This is a genomic window from Sphingopyxis chilensis (genome assembly GCF_035930445.1).
GTDB lineage: Bacteria > Pseudomonadota > Alphaproteobacteria > Sphingomonadales > Sphingomonadaceae > Sphingopyxis > Sphingopyxis chilensis.
The window spans coordinates 773,584-788,732 of sequence record NZ_CP142394.1 but is presented as its reverse complement, the minus strand read 5'-3'; the positions used below and the strand labels follow the sequence as shown (position 1 = coordinate 788,732).

Here is a 15,149-nt window from a genome sequence, read left to right as displayed (position 1 = left end):
TGGCCTAGCGGGTTTTGAGCGCGCGGTCAGCCATCGCTTTGGCTCCACCCGACGCGGAAACGAAATCGGTGATCGCATCCAGACCGCCCTGGCGCTCCTCGCTCGATATGATCAGCGAAAGCGCGCGCGGGTCGCCGCCGAGCAGCCGCGCCTGAAGGCCGGCGAGCTTGGCGCGGCGTGGATTGCCTGTCACCGTGCCGCCGACGACGTACCAGGTGGCGGCGTCGCGCAGCACCGGGCCGGGATGGAGCAGCCGCTCGGTCCTTGCCCCGTCGACCGCTGGCAAGGCGGCGCTCCACGCCCATTTGCTTTCAAGGTCGACCGCCCCCTGTCCGAAGGCGACGACTTCGCGCCCTTCGGCCTGGCGTTCGTAACCGCCGATCGCCACGGTCACCACCTGCCGCTTCTCGTTCGCGAACTGGCGGCGCAGCCGCTGGTCGGCGCCGTCGAAGCGCGGTGCCCAGGCAATGCCGCCCGCGCGCGTATCGCGCCAGCCCGGCGGCGCGTCGATGGCCATGGTCGCGGGGAGCGGCGCGCTGCGCCCGCCGATGAACAGCCCCCATGCGGCAAAGAGCAGCGGAACCGCAAGCGTCGCCGGCAGCACCATTTTCGCCGCGCCCGTAAAGCGCGGCACGCCGCCGAGCCGGCGCACATCGACCGCGGTATCGTTCGCGGGCCGGTCGAACCAGCGGAGTGCGACGAGCATGACGAGCAGGATGACGAGGCCGAAGAATATCCAGCCGTAGAAAATATGGTCGATCCCGCCCGCGGCTTCGATGCCCCATATTTCTGCGGCGACCATCGTGCCGTAGGCGCGCAACGCGTTGGCGAGGATCGTCGTGGCGAGCGCCGCCGCGACAAAGACGAACCGCCGCGTCCAGCTCTTGAAACAGAGATGCGCCGCGAACACCGAATAAGCGAGCATCGCGATCAGGAAATTGACGCCCGAACATTCTTCGGCGACCTCGAAAAATCCCGCTTTCGTGGTGACGAACACGCCCTGCATCTCGGCCGCGACGCCCGAGAGATGGAGCAGGACGACGCTGATATGCGCGGTGAAGGTCTGGAGCAGCGGGACCAGTTCCTCGCCGAATGGCACGAGCAACAGCGCGTAGCCGAGCGGGAAAAGCAGCCCGCGCACCAGCTTGTCGCCAAGCGTCGCACCGACCGCGCCCTGCAGCATCAGCACAAGCCCGAGTTGCCGGAACAGGCCGATGCCCGCCGCCTCGCCGACGAGCCATGTCAGTCCCGCCCCCGCCATCCACAAGAGCGCGGGCCACCAGAATACCGGCGTCAACGGGCGCAGCAGCGCCACGCGCTGCGCCACGAGCCAGCCGATCATCGGCACCATCAGCAGGCAATGCGTAAAGGTCGAACTGTGCCACCAGATGCCCGCCATATCGGCGGCATCGCGCCAGAAAAGCGCAAGGATGACCGCCGAAAGCAGACCCAGCGCGGCGAGATGGCGCTGCCAGAGCGTCATCCGGGCAATCCCAGCAGCTCGCCGAGCGGCACCATGCGCGCGTCCCAGCCGTAACGCGCGATCATTCGCGCCCGGGCGGCACGCCCCATGGTCGCTGCGGCGGCGCGGTCGTCGAAAAGCTGGCAGACGGCTTCGGCCATTGCGTCCGTTCCATCGGCGACGAGCAGATGTTCGCCCGGCACCGCGTCGATCCCCGTCGCGGCGGCGGCGCTCGCGGCGACCGGTCGCGCCATTGCCATCGCCTCGAGCAACTTGTTCTGCACCCCGCGCGCGAGGAGCAGCGGCGCAACCACCGCGTCGGCGGCGCCGAGCCAGGGGCGTACGTCGGGGACCTCGCCGGTCACCGTGACACCGGGCAACGCCGCCAGCGCATCGACCTCGGCCCTCGGCGCGCGCCCGACGATCGCGAAGCGGGCCGACGGATGACGCGTGCGGATCAGCGGCAGGATATCGGCCGCAAACCAGCGCACGGCGTCGATATTGGGGCGATAATCCATCTGCCCGGTGAAGACCGCGAGCGGCCCGTCGCCTGTACCGACCACTTCCAGCGCGGTGGCCGGATCGAACCGGTCGGTGTCGATCCCGTTTTCGACCGCGCGCACCCGATCGGCGCCCAGCCCGCTGCGGCTGCGAAACAAGGCGGCCTCGGCTTCGCTGACGAACAGGCTGGCGTCGACGCGGCGCGCGACTTCGGCTTCATAGGCGCCGAGCGTCCGGGCTTCGCGCCTATGCACCCAGTTCAGCGGCTGGCGCTTGTCCTGTTCGGCATAGGTCCCGAATTTGGCCGAATCGACATCGACAAAATCCATGAGCACCGGCCCGTCGAAACGGGCGGGCATATACTGGGCCATCTGACCCGAAAATGCTACGATATGGGTGATGCCGCCTTGACCGATCAGCGCATCGACATGGCGCTTCAGAGCGGCGTTCCGGAACAGGCGGTTCGATACGGGTTCGCCGTTCAGCACCGCCTGTGCCAGCGCCAGCGGGCGCGATTCCTTGCGCACTTCGATCGCCAAACTCTTGCAAAGCGGCGTCATCTTCGCACGGGCAAGCGCGGCGTCTGCCTCGCCGTCGGCGAGCGCCGCGACATGCACCGGGGCCAGCTTCGCCAGCGCCTCGAACATGTGCCAGCTGCGGATCCGGTCGCCGCGGTCGGGGGGCCAGGGCGCGCGGTGAACGAGGAACAATATCTCGGCCATTAGCCAAGCCCGCGCGCGATCAGCGGCCCGATCCTGTTCGCCGCCCAGAGCGGCAGCTTTTTCCAGAGATCGACTTGCAGGCGATAGCGCGCGCTGTTGGGATTGGTGTCCCGCGGCGCCTCCCCCGGCGCGAGCCAGCGGGCGTAGCGGAGCGGCTGCGGTTCGAAGCCCCAATTCTTCTTGTAGGCAAAGGGGCCGGTGCCGAGTTTCGAGCGGCCGAAATCGAAGCGCGTACAGCCCTTTGCGCGCGCGTGGCGCATCAGCGCGAAATACATGAGCTCGTTGGCGCGCAGCCCCCGCGCTTCGGCGGTGCCGCCGCCCCAATAAGGCATGACGGTGCCGCGCCAATAGAGGCTGAGGACGCTCGCGACCGGACGCCCCTCGTGGCGCACGGTCAGGATGTCGGCCGCGTCGCAGAAGGCGTCGAGCACGGCGTCGAAAAGCGCCTTAGGAAAAACCGGTGTGCCGAGGTTGCGGACGCTGGTGGCATAGATGCGATAATGGTCGCGGCGCTCGGCGGCGCCGTGCCCCGTCGTCACCGTCAGCCCGCTTTCGAGCGCCTTGCGAACCTCGGCGCGCTGTTTGCGCGGGATGGCGAGAAGTTCGGCATCGTCATCGGCGGCGAGGTTACGCGCAAAGCCGGCATAAACGCCTTCCTCGCAAGACCACCCCTCGCCTTCGGGCAAGGAGCCACCGCGCAGTTCGACCGATGGCACGCCGAGCGATTTCGCCATCGCCGCCGCCCCCTCGGCAAGCGTCGCGGCGACCGCGGGGCCGTCTGCGATTATGCCGCCACCGACAGCAAAGCCGCTGCTGACGAGCGCCTGCCCGAACAGCGGCGAACGAATATGGTGGAGCGGCAATATGCCGGTCAGCCCGCCGTTCGGATCGCGCCCGGTGACGAGGTGGCAGCGATGGCCGGTCGCCTTCGTAATCGCCTCGCACCATGCGCGGCTGTGGAATGGCGTCGCGTCCGGATGCGCGGCGACATAAGCGTCCCATTCGCCCGCGTCGGAGAGCGGCGCACCGGAAAACCCGTCCTTCACGGCAAGCGTCGGCGCATTCACGCCGCGGCGCGCCACGGCTGGGCGCGCTGCTGCTGCGCGGGGAGCAACGCGTCGGCGCGCGTCCATTCGAAATCCGCGAGCAGTTTCTTCAGCTTGCCAGCCATCGCCGACAAGCCGCTGTAATGGCGGATCTTCGATTTGATCGGCGCGCCCGCGACGCGCGGTTGGCCTGGGTCGATTTCCCACGGATGGAAATAGAGGATCGCCGGATGTCCCTCTTCATTCATCCGCGCGATCGCCCAGCGCGTGAAGCCATAGGGAAGCAGGCGCATGAAACCGCCGCCGCCTGCCGCCAAGGTTCGTCCCGCAAAGCGCGCGGTCGTGACGGGCCATTCGACGAGGTCGCTGCCCGCGACCGGCCGCCACGCGTGGCGCGGGCTGGCGGGCCAGCCATAATGGTCGTGGACCACCGGCGCGACGCTGCTCGAATAGGCATAGCCTTGTTCGGCGAGCACCATATGCGCCCAGGGCGTGCGCGTATCGACCGAGAAGCTCGGCGCACGATAGCCGCGCACGGCCACGCCACCGAGGTCCTCCAGGATCGCGCGCGTCTTCCTGAGATCGGCGGCGAATTCGTCAGCGGTCATGGTGAAGACGCGCTTGTGATCATAACCGTGGCTGGCGAGTTCGTGCCCCGCCGCGACGATACGCTTGATCAGCGCGGGATAGCGTTCTGCTACCCAACCGAGGGTGAAGAAGGTGCCTGTCGCGCCCGCATCGGCGAAAATCCGCAGCACCGCGTCGCAATTCGCCTCGACGCGGCATTCGAGCGTCGGCCAGTCGGCGCGGTCGATCGTGCGCTCAAAGGCGCCGACCTGGAACCAGTCCTCGACATCGACCGACAGGCCGTTCTGCATTTTCCCTCACCTTCATCAGCGGGATAGCCGATTTCGGCCAGATTGTCAGGCCGCCCAGGTCCGCGACGTCGCCGGGTTGGGAGCGTTTTCGGGATCGCGTTCGACCCATTCGATCAGCAGGTCGAGCACGCGGCGCAGCGCCGCGTCCTGTTCGACAAGCCGTTCCTCGAGCGATGCGACGTGCGCTTCGAGCGCCGCGAGATGTTCGGGGTCGATCGCCGGCGCGGCGGGCGGCGGCGCCTCGGTCGCGGCGGGCGTCGGGTCGGGCGCATCCGCTGCGGCGGCAGGCGGGGTCAGGGTGATGACCTGCGCCGGTTCGACCGGGGCCGCGAAAGGAGCCGGACCATTGTCGTCGGGTTCCGCAGCGCGTGCCGGCCATTCGGACGGCGTCTCGTTCGCAGCGGCCGGCGCGGCGAAGGGCGCGGGGGTCGGCGCGACAGCCGTCGCTGCGGCCGCGACGACGTCTTCGACCGGCAGCGGCGCCAGCGTCGAAGCGTCGATGCCACGATCGGCCTCGATCTCGGCGACGACCGAGCGCACATTCTGCGCGGTGATGCGGTTCATCTGCTCGACCGCGCCGTACAGCAGCAGGCGGCTGACCAGCACGTTCAATTTGCGCGGCACGCCTTCGCTGTAGTCGAAGATTTCCTCGAACGCGTCGGGGCTGAAGCTGGGGTTGCCCGTCCACCCGACCTTGCCGAGGCGGTGGAGGATATAGGGTTCAACCTCCTCGGGCTCCATCGGGTCGAGGTGGTGCGTCGCGATCACGCGCTGGCGCAGCTGTTCGAGCGTCGGCGAGTGAAAAAGCGTCTGGCGGAATTCGGGCTGGCCGAGCAGGAAGATCTGGAGCAACGAGTGGCCGCCGAGCTGGAAGTTCGACAGCATCCGCAGCTCTTCGAGCGCCGAGATCGCAAGATTCTGCCCCTCGTCGACGATCAGCAGCGTGCGTTTCCCCGCGCGTGCCTGTTCGCGCAGATATTGTTCCATCGAACGCAGGAGTTCGGCCTTGCTCTGCCCTTCCCACTCGATGCCGAACTGTTCGGCGACGAGGCGGAGGAGGTCGTCGCCCTCGACCTGCGTCGACACCAGCTTGACCGCCGTCAGGCGATTGGGGTCGATCGTGTTCATGAGGTGACCGACGAGCGTCGTCTTGCCGGCGCCGACGTCGCCGGTGATCACGATGAAGCCTTCACCCTGCGCGAGGCCATAGCCGAGGTAGGACATCGCCTTGCGGTGCGTGCCGCTTTCGAAATAGAAATGCGGGTCTGGCGTCAGCTGGAACGGACGTCCGGTGAAACCGTAGAATTGATCGTACATCGCAAAAATTCCCGTTGCCTGGTCAGAAGTTGTAACGCAGTCCCACCAAAGCTGAACCGATTAGCTGGCTGTTGAAGCCTTCCTGATCGAAGGCGTTGAGGCTTGCCGCCGCCGTCCCGGTCAGGCCGCGCCAGAAGCGCCGCGAATAGGCGGCCGAGAGCCCGGCCGACTGGACGTCGCTCGCGCCCGGCGCGCCATTGTCGAAATAATTGACATAGCCCGACAGGCTGAGGTCGGAGTCGGCGTCAAGCTGGCGCCCCGCCGAGACGAACAGATACCAGCTTTCGTCCTTGATCCCGTCGAGGCTGGCGATCGGCGACAGCTGCGGCGCGAGCAGCTTGCGCTGGTCGTAACCGACGCCGACGCCATAGGCCCAGCCCGAGAAGCGCGACGACAGCGTCGCCTGGACGCCGCGGCTGCGATATTGCGCCGATGTCGCGTTGCCGAGCTGGTTGTTGAGGCAACCGCCGCCCTGCCCGCCGAACACGCACGGGTTGATATTGCCGCCGATCGGGTTGCGCGTCGGGTCGAACTGCGTCGGCAGCGCGGCAAGCCCGCCCGACAGGCCGCGGCCGAGGCTGGACAGCCCGTCATAGACGCCGACCTGGATCGTCGTCGCATGATCGGCGCGATAGGCGAAACTGCCGGTATAGATGGTATCGCCATAGCGGCGGCCGACGCGGGCGGTCAGTGAGGTGCGGCGGCTCGGCCGCCACATCACTCCCGCATCCCAGATCAGCCCGTCGGTGTCGAACGACAGGCGGCGCGGGGTCGATTTGTCGGTGACGAAGCGGCCGCTCTCATCGCGCACCGGCACGCCATTCGCGTCGAGCACGGGGTCGCGCTGACCGATCTCGATATCCTCGTAACCGACGCCGCCGAGTAGCGCGACGGTCGGCCCGACGGGCACCGTGATGTCGGCGCGGGCATATTTGCCCTCGTAGCGCTGGTCGAGCTGGCTCGCATCCTCGCGCTCATAGCCGCCCGACACCTGCCATCCGAACGGCAGGTCGCCGGGACGCGCGCCGAGGCTGGCCCAGGCGACATGGTTGGTCGAGCTGTCGAAAACATCCTGCGGCTGGGTATCGGGCGAGAGGATCGCGGGCTCGTCGATATCGACCTTGGTATAGCCGAAGCGATAGCCGGCGCCGAAGTCGAGCCCGCCGATCCGCCGGGCCAGGGTTGGGCCGGCGTAAACCGAATAGAGGTTGGCGACATTGCTGGCGTCGCCGATGAACAGCCCGCTGTCGGCACCCTGCCCGTCGGCCCGCGTGCGCGTGGCGAGCGCGCCACCCTCGAGGTTGAGGCCGCGCGCGACCTCGATCCGGCCGCGTGCGAGGCCGCTGATCGTATCCGAATCACCAAGATCGCCGTTCCAGCCGAAGCGATGCTCGTAACGCAACGTCGCGGCGAGTTCGGCGCGGCGCGTCACGATCGCGGCATCGATGCCCGCGGCGACGGTCGTGTAAGTGAGGACATCGCCGCCATTTTTGAGATCGGCGGTCAAAACCTGCCCAACCTCCAGATAGGGGCTGACATCGACCTGGCGCTGGGCCCGGCGGCCTTCGGCCCGGCTCTCCGCGCGGCCCGGCTCGGCCGCGGGCGCGCCGGTTGGCGCTTCACCGGCGCCCGAACCCGGGTCGCCAGAAAATTGGGCATGCGCACCCGTCGCGGTCCCGGCGAGCAGAAGCGCCGCCAGCGTCGCGACATGACGCGTACCGGTCGCGGTGCGCATCACGCGCCTCCCTGACCATAATAGGTGCCGAAGCGGCGTCCGCCCGGCGAATATTTCACGCCGTTGAGCAGCAACTGGATATGCGGGCAGGCGCCCATCAGCCCGATCGCATCGCGCAACGAGGACTCGAGCGTTTCGTCGGCGCGCACGACCATGATCGTCTGGCCGACGTGTCCCGCGAGCACAGCGGCGGGCGACGCGGCAAGCACCGGCGGCGAATCGAGGATGAGAATGCGGCCGGGCGCGCCCTGTTCGAGCCGCGCCAGCAGGGCTTCGGTGCGCGCCGAGGCGAGCAGCTCGGTGTCGTGCATGTGTTGCGTGCCGGCGGGCATGACCTTCAACCCCGCGATGTCGGTCTGGATCAGGCAATCGCCCAGCGGCAGGTGCGGATCGGCAAGCGCGTCCATCAGGCCCGGACCATCTTCGAGCCCCAGCGCGTCGATCACGCTGGGCTTGGCGATGTCCGCGTCGATCAGCAGCACGTCGTGATCGGCCTCGACCGCGAGGCTCAGGGCGAGGTTCACCGCCGAGAAGGTCTTTCCCTCGCCGGGGTTCGCCGACGCGATCAGCACGCGGTGGCCGCGCGGCAGGATCGGGCGGTTGCCGACGCCACCGAAATTGCGGATCAACTCGCGCTTCACGATGCGATATTCTTCGGCGATGCCGGTGACCGGCGTGCCGGGCACGATCATGCCTCGCGACGCAAGCCGCTCGCGGTCGATTGTTCCCTGCCGCGTCGGGACGACGGCGGGCGCCGCCTTTGCGACATCCTTGCGCGGAGAGGGCTTCGACGCGGGCGCCGGGTCGACGGCCGGCGCGGCCTCGACGGACGGCTCCAGGATTTCGGGCTGCGGCGTCTCGGCGGCGGGTTCGGCCTTCGCCTTCTTTGCCTTTTTCTCGGGTTCGGGCGGCAGGTTCGACACATCGATCGTCGGCGCGTTGGCGGCGGGATCGAGTCCGAACATATCGGCGGCGCGTTCGAGCAGCGAGGGCGGGCGTTTGACTTTGCGTTGATCGTTCATGTCATCGTCCCCCGTCACGCAACCATGCCGCGCTGGATGAATTCGGCGACCAGCAACAAGGCATAGAGCCCGACCAGCGCGGCGCCGCCGCTTGCCAGCCAGACGAGCTTCTTGCGCCGTTCGACATGACGTTCGGGCGTCACCACCTCGGTGATCGAACCGATCACCGGCAGTCCGCTCGCGCGTTCGAGCTTCGCCGCGGTCGCATAGCTTGTCCGCACCTGGCCGAGGCCGAAGGCGGCGCCGATGCCACCGCCGACACCCGCGAGCAGCACCAGCGTCAGGAAGAGCGGCCGGTTGGGCGCGGCGGGGCTCGTCGGCTTCGAGGGCGGGTCGAGCAGTTCGATCTTGATCGCGTCGGTTTCGGTCTGCACCTCGCCGCGCATCCGTACCTGCTCGCGCTGGCCGAGCAGCTTGTCATATTGCGCCTTGAATGCGGTATATTCGCCATTAATCCGGTCATATTCGGCGGCGATTCCCGGGTTCTGGATCTGCTGCGCCGTGATCTTCGCTATGTCGCCCATCAGCTGGCTCTTGCGTGCCGACAGCGCGCTGACGGTCGCCTGGCGCTCGGCGCGCATCGCGGCAAGCGAGGCATAGGCGGGGTTTTGTATCCCGCCGCCACCGCCACCCGCACCCTCGCGATCGGCGATGGCCTTGAGCGATGCGATCTGGCTCTTGATCGCGATCATATCGGGGTGCGCGTCGGTCAGGCCGCGCGCGCGCATCGCCGACAGTTCGTTCTGCGCGCCGGCAAGCTGCTGGCGCGCCACGCCGCCGCCGACACCGCCGCCGGCGCCGGGAATCGACTGCGGAGTCGATGCCAGCTGGCCGTTCGCGGCCGCGAGTTGCGCCTGCGCCGACACCAGTTGCGAGTCGATCTGGCTCAGTTCGGCGCGTGCCGCATCGACGCGCTGCGCCGGCGATCCCGCGCCGCCGGGGATCAGCCCGATATTCTGCGCCTCGAACGCCGCGCGCCGCGCTTCGACTTCGCGCAGCGCCTTTTCGCGGTCGGCGATCTGCGCGTCGAGGAATTTGAGTCCTTCGCGCGCGTTCATCCGGCCGCCGCGCAACTGATCATCGCGGAACACGGTAATCAGGCTGTCGAGCACGCCCGACGCCAGCTTTGCGTTGTCGGCATCGGACAGGCTGCCGACCGCGATGCTCGAGGTGATTTCGAAGATATTGTCCTGCTGCGGAACGACCTTGATATTCTTTTGCAGCATCGCAACCGTGCCGGCCTTTTCGCGGTCATTGGCCCCCGCGGGGAGCAGCCCCGTCGTCGCCGCGACCTTTTCCATGTTGCGCGCGCTGGTCAGCGTCTCGCGAATCTGGTCGATCTGCGGTCCCCTGCCGCCCGTTTCGTCGGGCAGGATCTGGTTGATGTCGACGAGCAGGCGCGCGCGGCTGTCGTAACGGTTCGGAATCGACGCGATCGCGAGCCAACCGAGGATGCAAATGCCCCACGCGACCGCCAGCACCAGCCAGCGGCGCGTCCAGACGCTGTGCACTGCTACCCGGAATTCATCATAGAGGCTGTTCATCGCTCGAAATCTATCCTTGGGACATGAGTGGGTGGCCGCCGGTCGATATCAGAACATGCTTTCGGGGATGATGATCACATCGCCGGGCTGCAGCCGCACGTTCGCCTTGATATCGCCGCGCTTGATCAGGTCATTAAGCCGCAGGGCAAATTCCTGCTGCTTCCCACTGCCCTTGTCGAAACGGACGAGTCGCGCCTTGTTCCCAGCGGCATATTCGCCCAGCCCGCCGACTGCAATCATTGCGTCGAGCACGGTCATGTTGGCACGAAAGGGGATCGACGCCGGTTTCTCGGTCGCGCCGACCACGCGCACCTGCTGCGAGAAGGTGCTGTTGAAGGTGGTGACGATCACGCTGACGATCGGATCGGTGATATATTGGCTGAGCTGGAGCTTGATGTCCTGTTGGAGCATCGTGGGGGTTTTCCCCACCGCGGGCATGTCGGTGATCAGCGGCGTCGTGATGCGACCGTCAGGACGCACCTGCACCTTGCCGCCGAGTTCGGGGTTGCGCCACACGAAGATCTGGAGTTCGTCGAGCGGGCCGATGATATATTCCTCGCCCGGCCCCTCCTGGTTCGCGACGAAGTTCGCGCTGGGGAGTTGCGGCGCGTTGCCCGCGCCCATGCAGCCGGTGAGCGCCGTCGCGGCGATGCCCGATACGAGCGCGGCGCGCGCGATGCGAAGCGAGGGGAACGAAGCCATAATCATCAACCTTTCGAGCCGCCGGGGGAACCGCGGTCCAGAACTTACGCGGCGACAGCCATATCGTCAGTGTCCGCCATTGCTCGAAAAGGGTGAACATAATGTTAGTATTGACATAAGTCTGGACCGCAACATCGCGGAACTGTCCCGATAGGGAACAGGTCGAGCCCGATCAGACGAGCATTTCGCGCGCTGGCCCCTGTCCCAGGAACGCCGCAGGGCTCGCGCTTGCACCGTAGGCGCCCGCCTGAAAGATCGCAACCAGGTCGCCGACGTCGGCGCGCGGCAGCGCGACCTGATCGCCGAGCCGGTCGAGCGGCGTGCAGAGGCAGCCGACGACCGAGACGGTTTCGGTCGGCTCGGCACCGAAGGCGCCGGCCAATGCTATGGGATAGTTACGACGGATCACCGTTCCGAAATTGCCACTCGCCGCGAGCTGATGGTGGAGACCGCCGTCGGTGACGAGGAACGTCTCGCCATGACTGACCTTGCGGTCGACGATGCGGGTCAGATAGACGCCGGCTTCGGCGACGAGCCAGCGACCGAGTTCCATCGCGAAACGGCTGTCCGCGAGGATCGTATCGCGCGTTGCCAGAGTTTCGCCGAGCGCGGCTCCGACCGCGACGGCATCGACCGGCTTGTCGCCGGGAAAATAGGGCACGCCCATGCCGCCGCCCAGATTGACGAGCGGCGGGGTCACGCCGATTTCATTCGCGAGCCGCGCCGCGAGCGCCACCGTCTGCGCCTGTGTTTCGGCGATCGCGGCGGCGTCAAGCGCCTGCGATCCCGCGAAAATATGGAAGCCCTGCCAATCGGCGCCAGCATCGATCAGGCGGCGGACGAGCGCCGGAACCTCGGCGGCATCGACGCCAAAGGGCTTGGCGCCGCCGCCCATCTTCATGCCCGACCCCTTGAGGTCGAAATCGGGATTGACGCGCACTGCAAGGCTGGGCGTCAGACCGAGATGCTCGGCGATCGATAGCGCGCGCGCCGCCTCACCCGCCGATTCCAGATTAAGCGTCGCGCCGGCGGTGATCGTCGCTTCGAGTTCACGATCGCGCTTGCCGGGCCCGGCGAAGCTGATGTCGCCCGCGGGCATGCCACTTGCCAGCGCGGCCTTGAACTCGCCGCCCGACGCGACGTCGAACCCGTCGACGAGCCGCGCCATGAAGGCGAGCAGGGGCGCATAGGGATTCGCTTTCATGGCGTAATGAAGCTGCACCCTGGCGGGCATCGCCGCGCGCCATTCGGCGACGCGCGCGGTCAGCATCGCGCTGTCATAGACGAACAGCGGGGTATCACCCGCGACATCCGCGAGCGCTTCGGCGCGGTCGCCGCCGATCAGCAGCATACCGCCCGCATCGGCCTTGAAGCCGGGCGGAATCGGGCCGTGGGGTTTCATGCCGCTACCTCCCTGCCCCAATCGGCCGAGATCGCCACCCGATCGAGCTTGCCATTGGGGTTCCGCGGCAGTTCGCTCCGCCATTCGATGATATGCGGCTGCATGAAATTGGGAAGATTCTGGCGGAGATAGGCTGCCAGTCCCTCTTCGTCCGCGGCGCCGTCCTTGCCGCGCACGATCAGGATGATCGCGGCGCCGAGCCGCGCGTCGGGCACGCCGAAGGCGACGGCTTCGTAGATCAACCCCGACGCGACCGCGACATCCTCGACCTCGGTGGGACTGACGCGGTTGCCCGCGGTCTTGATCATCGCATCGTCGCGACCGACGAAATAGAGGAGGCCGGCAGCGTCGCGGCGCACGGTATCGCCCGACCACACCGCGATGCCGCCGTAGCGCGACGTGATTGGCGCGGGCTTGAAACGCTGCGCGGTGCGCTCGTCATCGCGCCAGTAGCCCTGCGCCACCAAAGGTCCGGTGTGGACAAGCTCGCCAGGCTCGTCGTCGTCTGCGACGCTTCCGTCGGGGCGGCAGACGAGGATCTCGGCGTGCGGGATCGCACGGCCCATCGAGGTCGGATGGTCGGCGACGAGCGCCGGGTCGAGAAAGGTCGAACGGAACGCCTCGGTCAGCCCGTACATCGGATAGATGTCCGCCTTGGGGAAGGTCCGGCGCATCGCGTCGATCAGTGAAGGCGTCAGTGCGCCGCCGCTGTTGGTGAGGCGCTTCAACAGGCTTGCGGGTTCGGCAGGCCATTCAGCCTCGACGAGTTGCACCCAGAGCGGCGGCACCCCAGCAATCGTCGTTATCCGGTGCCGCGTCACCGCCTTCACGACGTCGCGCGCGGTCAGATAGTCGAGCGGCGCGACCGCTGCGCCCGCGTACCAGCTCGAAAACAGCTGGTTCTGGCCATAGTCGAAGCTCAGCGGCAGCACGCCGAGCGCGCGGTCGCCGGGCACGATACCAAGATAGGAGGCGACGCTTTCGGCACCTAGCCACAGGTTCGCGTGGCTCAGCATCACGCCCTTGGGCCGCCCGGTCGAGCCGCTGGTGTAGAGGATGGCGGCAAGGTCGCCCGCTTCGGCGATCGACGGCGGCAGCCCCTGCCCGCCCGAATCGATGACCGCCTCCGCAACCTTCAAATCCTGAACCGCGCAATCTTCGGGCCGTGCGTCGCCCAGCATCTCCGCGCGCGAATGATTGGTGACGAGCAGTTTCGCGCCGCTGTCGGCAAGGATATGCGCGACCTGTCGCCCCTTCAGCAGCGGATTGACCGGCACATGGATCAACCCCGCGCGCGCCGCGGCGAGCGGCATCAGGCAGGCCAGCCGCGTCTTCGCGCTCCAGCTCGCAACCCGCTCGCCCGGACCGCCCGCCTGTTCGAGCAGCCACGAAGCCAGCCGGCCGACTGCGGCGTCGAGGTCGGCAAAAGTCGTGATCCGGTCGCCGATCAGCAGCGCAGCCGCATCCGCCGCGCCGCGAAGGGCGAGATGGTCGATCGGAAACGAGGGCGGGTTTTCGACTTTGGTCATCGGCTGTTAGGAGAGGAGTGATAGAGGGCCGCATCATGCAAGGGAACGGTGAACATCAGGCTAATGATGATGCGGCGCGGGCCGCAGGTTTCGCTTCGCCTTTCGATCGGACGGAATGGTTCGACCTGCTCGCGGCGCACGGTTTCGCGGGCGAAGGCCGGATAGACGCGAGCGGCAGGGCGAACGGCACGGCGGCCTGGCTGCCGCTGCGTATCGAGGCCCCGGGGCATCTGGCTGGGCTGACGAACTGGTACAGCTTTGCCATCCGGCCCCTGTTTTCGGGCGGTCGCGATCGCCGCAACGCGCTGTCGGCGCTGTTTCGCGACCTGCGTACCGGGGGGGCACGGCTGTCGCTCTATCCGGTTCGCGACGAAGATCGGGAAGAGATCGTTTCCGCGCTTCGTGGCGCAGGCTGGTGGGTAAAAACCACACCGGCGGGTGACCGTCACTGGCTCGACCTCGGCGAGATGGATCATGAGGTCTGGTGGGCGAGCCGCCCCGGCGCGCTGCGCAGCACCGTCCAGCGCAAAGCGAAAAAGGGCGTGGTCGACATCCAGTTGATCACCGCTTTCGATCCCGGCAGTTGGGCCGCCTATGAGCAAATCTACGCCGCGAGTTGGAAGCCCGAGGAAGGCGATCCCGCCTTGCTGCGCGCCTTTGCCGAACTCGAAAGCGTCCGCGGCACGTTCCGCATGGGAATCGCGCGGATCGAGGGCGTCCCGGTCGCGGCGCAATATTGGACGGTCGAGGATGGCACGGCCTTCATCCACAAGCTCGCGCATGTCGAGGACAGTCTGAAAGCCTCGCCCGGCACCTTGCTTTCGGCCGCGCTGTTCCGCCACGTCATCGAGGTCGACCGCGTGAAGCGCGTCGATTTCGGCACCGGCAACGACGGTTACAAGCGTGACTGGATGAACCGGCACGACCCGCTGTGGCGTATCGAGGCTTTCAATCCGTCGCGCCTCGCGGCATGGGGGCCGGCATTGAAGGCCTTTGCCCGTTCCATGCTAAGGAAAGAAAATTGACCGATAGCAGCTCCATCGACGCCACCCTTCGCGCCCTGCTCGCCGATGTGCTCGGCCTTGGCGAAGACCGCGCCGCCGCGCTGACCGACGACAGCGGGCTGTTCGGCGAACTGCCCGAATTCGATTCGATGGCGGTCGCGACGGTGCTGACCGAGATGGAAGACCGGCTCGGTATCATCATCGACGACGATGAAGTCGATGGCGAGATATTTGAAACCTACGGCAATTTGCTGGCCTTTTCGCTGCGCAAAGTGACCAGCTGAA

General features: G+C 67.1%; 13 protein-coding genes. 2 read left to right on the top strand and 11 right to left on the bottom strand.

What is annotated here, in order from left to right:
* Positions 1-4 precede the first annotated feature (4 nt).
* The 11 genes from xrtA to VSX79_RS03565 all read right to left on the bottom strand — a co-directional run bounded on the left by xrtA (position 5) and on the right by VSX79_RS03565 (position 13,860).
* Positions 5-1,483, bottom strand: coding sequence for an exosortase A (xrtA, locus tag VSX79_RS03615; protein WP_326914440.1), 1,479 nt, complete (start codon positions 1,481-1,483; stop codon positions 5-7).
* On the bottom strand, positions 1,480-2,685 hold the full coding sequence (locus tag VSX79_RS03610; RefSeq protein ID WP_326914439.1) for a TIGR03087 family PEP-CTERM/XrtA system glycosyltransferase: 1,206 nt from the start codon (positions 2,683-2,685) through the stop codon (positions 1,480-1,482). The genes xrtA and VSX79_RS03610 overlap by 4 nt, the downstream gene beginning before the upstream one ends.
* Positions 2,685-3,752, bottom strand: a complete 1,068-nt coding sequence (locus VSX79_RS03605) for a FemAB family XrtA/PEP-CTERM system-associated protein (protein ID WP_407697247.1) — start codon at positions 3,750-3,752, stop codon at positions 2,685-2,687. The genes VSX79_RS03610 and VSX79_RS03605 overlap by 1 nt, the downstream gene beginning before the upstream one ends.
* Positions 3,749-4,609, bottom strand: coding sequence for an XrtA system polysaccharide deacetylase (locus VSX79_RS03600; protein WP_179499827.1), 861 nt, complete (start codon positions 4,607-4,609; stop codon positions 3,749-3,751). The genes VSX79_RS03605 and VSX79_RS03600 overlap by 4 nt, the downstream gene beginning before the upstream one ends.
* 45 nt (positions 4,610-4,654) lie before the next feature.
* Entirely contained in the window at positions 4,655-5,926 is a 1,272-nt protein-coding gene (locus VSX79_RS03595) for an XrtA/PEP-CTERM system-associated ATPase (protein WP_326914437.1), read from the bottom strand.
* Positions 5,927-5,948: 22 nt separating this feature from the next.
* Positions 5,949-7,661: a hypothetical protein gene (locus VSX79_RS03590; RefSeq protein WP_326914436.1), complete on the bottom strand. Its 1,713-nt coding sequence runs from the start codon at positions 7,659-7,661 to the stop codon at positions 5,949-5,951.
* Entirely contained in the window at positions 7,661-8,683 is a 1,023-nt protein-coding gene (locus VSX79_RS03585; RefSeq protein ID WP_179499824.1) for a P-loop NTPase, read from the bottom strand. Before VSX79_RS03585 ends, VSX79_RS03590 begins: the two co-directional genes overlap by 1 nt.
* Before the next feature lie 14 nt (positions 8,684-8,697).
* A complete protein-coding gene (locus tag VSX79_RS03580) occupies positions 8,698-10,227 on the bottom strand; it encodes an XrtA system polysaccharide chain length determinant (RefSeq protein WP_326914435.1) in 1,530 nt (509 codons plus the stop codon).
* A gap of 48 nt (positions 10,228-10,275) precedes the next feature.
* Positions 10,276-10,929 (bottom strand): XrtA/PEP-CTERM system exopolysaccharide export protein, encoded by a 654-nt coding sequence (locus tag VSX79_RS03575; RefSeq protein ID WP_179499822.1) that lies wholly within the window; start codon positions 10,927-10,929, stop codon positions 10,276-10,278.
* Between the two features lie 172 nt (positions 10,930-11,101).
* Positions 11,102-12,331, bottom strand: a complete 1,230-nt coding sequence (locus VSX79_RS03570) for a pyridoxal-dependent decarboxylase, exosortase A system-associated (protein WP_326914434.1) — start codon at positions 12,329-12,331, stop codon at positions 11,102-11,104.
* Positions 12,328-13,860, bottom strand: coding sequence for an acyl-CoA ligase (AMP-forming), exosortase A system-associated (locus tag VSX79_RS03565; RefSeq protein ID WP_326914433.1), 1,533 nt, complete (start codon positions 13,858-13,860; stop codon positions 12,328-12,330). Before VSX79_RS03565 ends, VSX79_RS03570 begins: the two co-directional genes overlap by 4 nt.
* A 35-nt stretch (positions 13,861-13,895) precedes the next feature.
* On the opposite strand from VSX79_RS03565, the gene VSX79_RS03560 reads away from it, so the two are divergent.
* Both VSX79_RS03560 and VSX79_RS03555 read left to right on the top strand, forming a co-directional pair.
* Entirely contained in the window at positions 13,896-14,885 is a 990-nt protein-coding gene (locus VSX79_RS03560; RefSeq protein WP_326914432.1) for a GNAT family N-acetyltransferase, read from the top strand.
* Positions 14,882-15,148: an acyl carrier protein gene (locus VSX79_RS03555; RefSeq protein ID WP_326914431.1), complete on the top strand. Its 267-nt coding sequence runs from the start codon at positions 14,882-14,884 to the stop codon at positions 15,146-15,148. The genes VSX79_RS03560 and VSX79_RS03555 overlap by 4 nt, the downstream gene beginning before the upstream one ends.
* Position 15,149: the final 1 nt, after the last annotated feature.

What these genes read in the sequence shown, in the direction of transcription:
- VSX79_RS03585 (WP_179499824.1), bottom strand. Translation starts at nt 8,683, where the DNA reads ATGAACGATCAACGCAAAGTCAAACGCCCGCCCTCGCTGCTCGAACGC.
- VSX79_RS03575 (WP_179499822.1), bottom strand. Translation starts at nt 10,929, where the DNA reads ATGGCTTCGTTCCCCTCGCTTCGCATCGCGCGCGCCGCGCTCGTATCG.
- VSX79_RS03570 (WP_326914434.1), bottom strand. Translation starts at nt 12,331, where the DNA reads ATGAAACCCCACGGCCCGATTCCGCCCGGCTTCAAGGCCGATGCGGGC.
- VSX79_RS03580 (WP_326914435.1), bottom strand. Translation starts at nt 10,227, where the DNA reads ATGAACAGCCTCTATGATGAATTCCGGGTAGCAGTGCACAGCGTCTGG.
- VSX79_RS03590 (WP_326914436.1), bottom strand. Translation starts at nt 7,661, where the DNA reads ATGCGCACCGCGACCGGTACGCGTCATGTCGCGACGCTGGCGGCGCTT.
- VSX79_RS03560 (WP_326914432.1), top strand. Translation starts at nt 13,896, where the DNA reads ATGCAAGGGAACGGTGAACATCAGGCTAATGATGATGCGGCGCGGGCC.
- VSX79_RS03565 (WP_326914433.1), bottom strand. Translation starts at nt 13,860, where the DNA reads ATGACCAAAGTCGAAAACCCGCCCTCGTTTCCGATCGACCATCTCGCC.
- VSX79_RS03600 (WP_179499827.1), bottom strand. Translation starts at nt 4,609, where the DNA reads ATGCAGAACGGCCTGTCGGTCGATGTCGAGGACTGGTTCCAGGTCGGC.
- VSX79_RS03610 (WP_326914439.1), bottom strand. Translation starts at nt 2,685, where the DNA reads ATGGCCGAGATATTGTTCCTCGTTCACCGCGCGCCCTGGCCCCCCGAC.
- VSX79_RS03595 (WP_326914437.1), bottom strand. Translation starts at nt 5,926, where the DNA reads ATGTACGATCAATTCTACGGTTTCACCGGACGTCCGTTCCAGCTGACG.
- xrtA (WP_326914440.1), bottom strand. Translation starts at nt 1,483, where the DNA reads ATGACGCTCTGGCAGCGCCATCTCGCCGCGCTGGGTCTGCTTTCGGCG.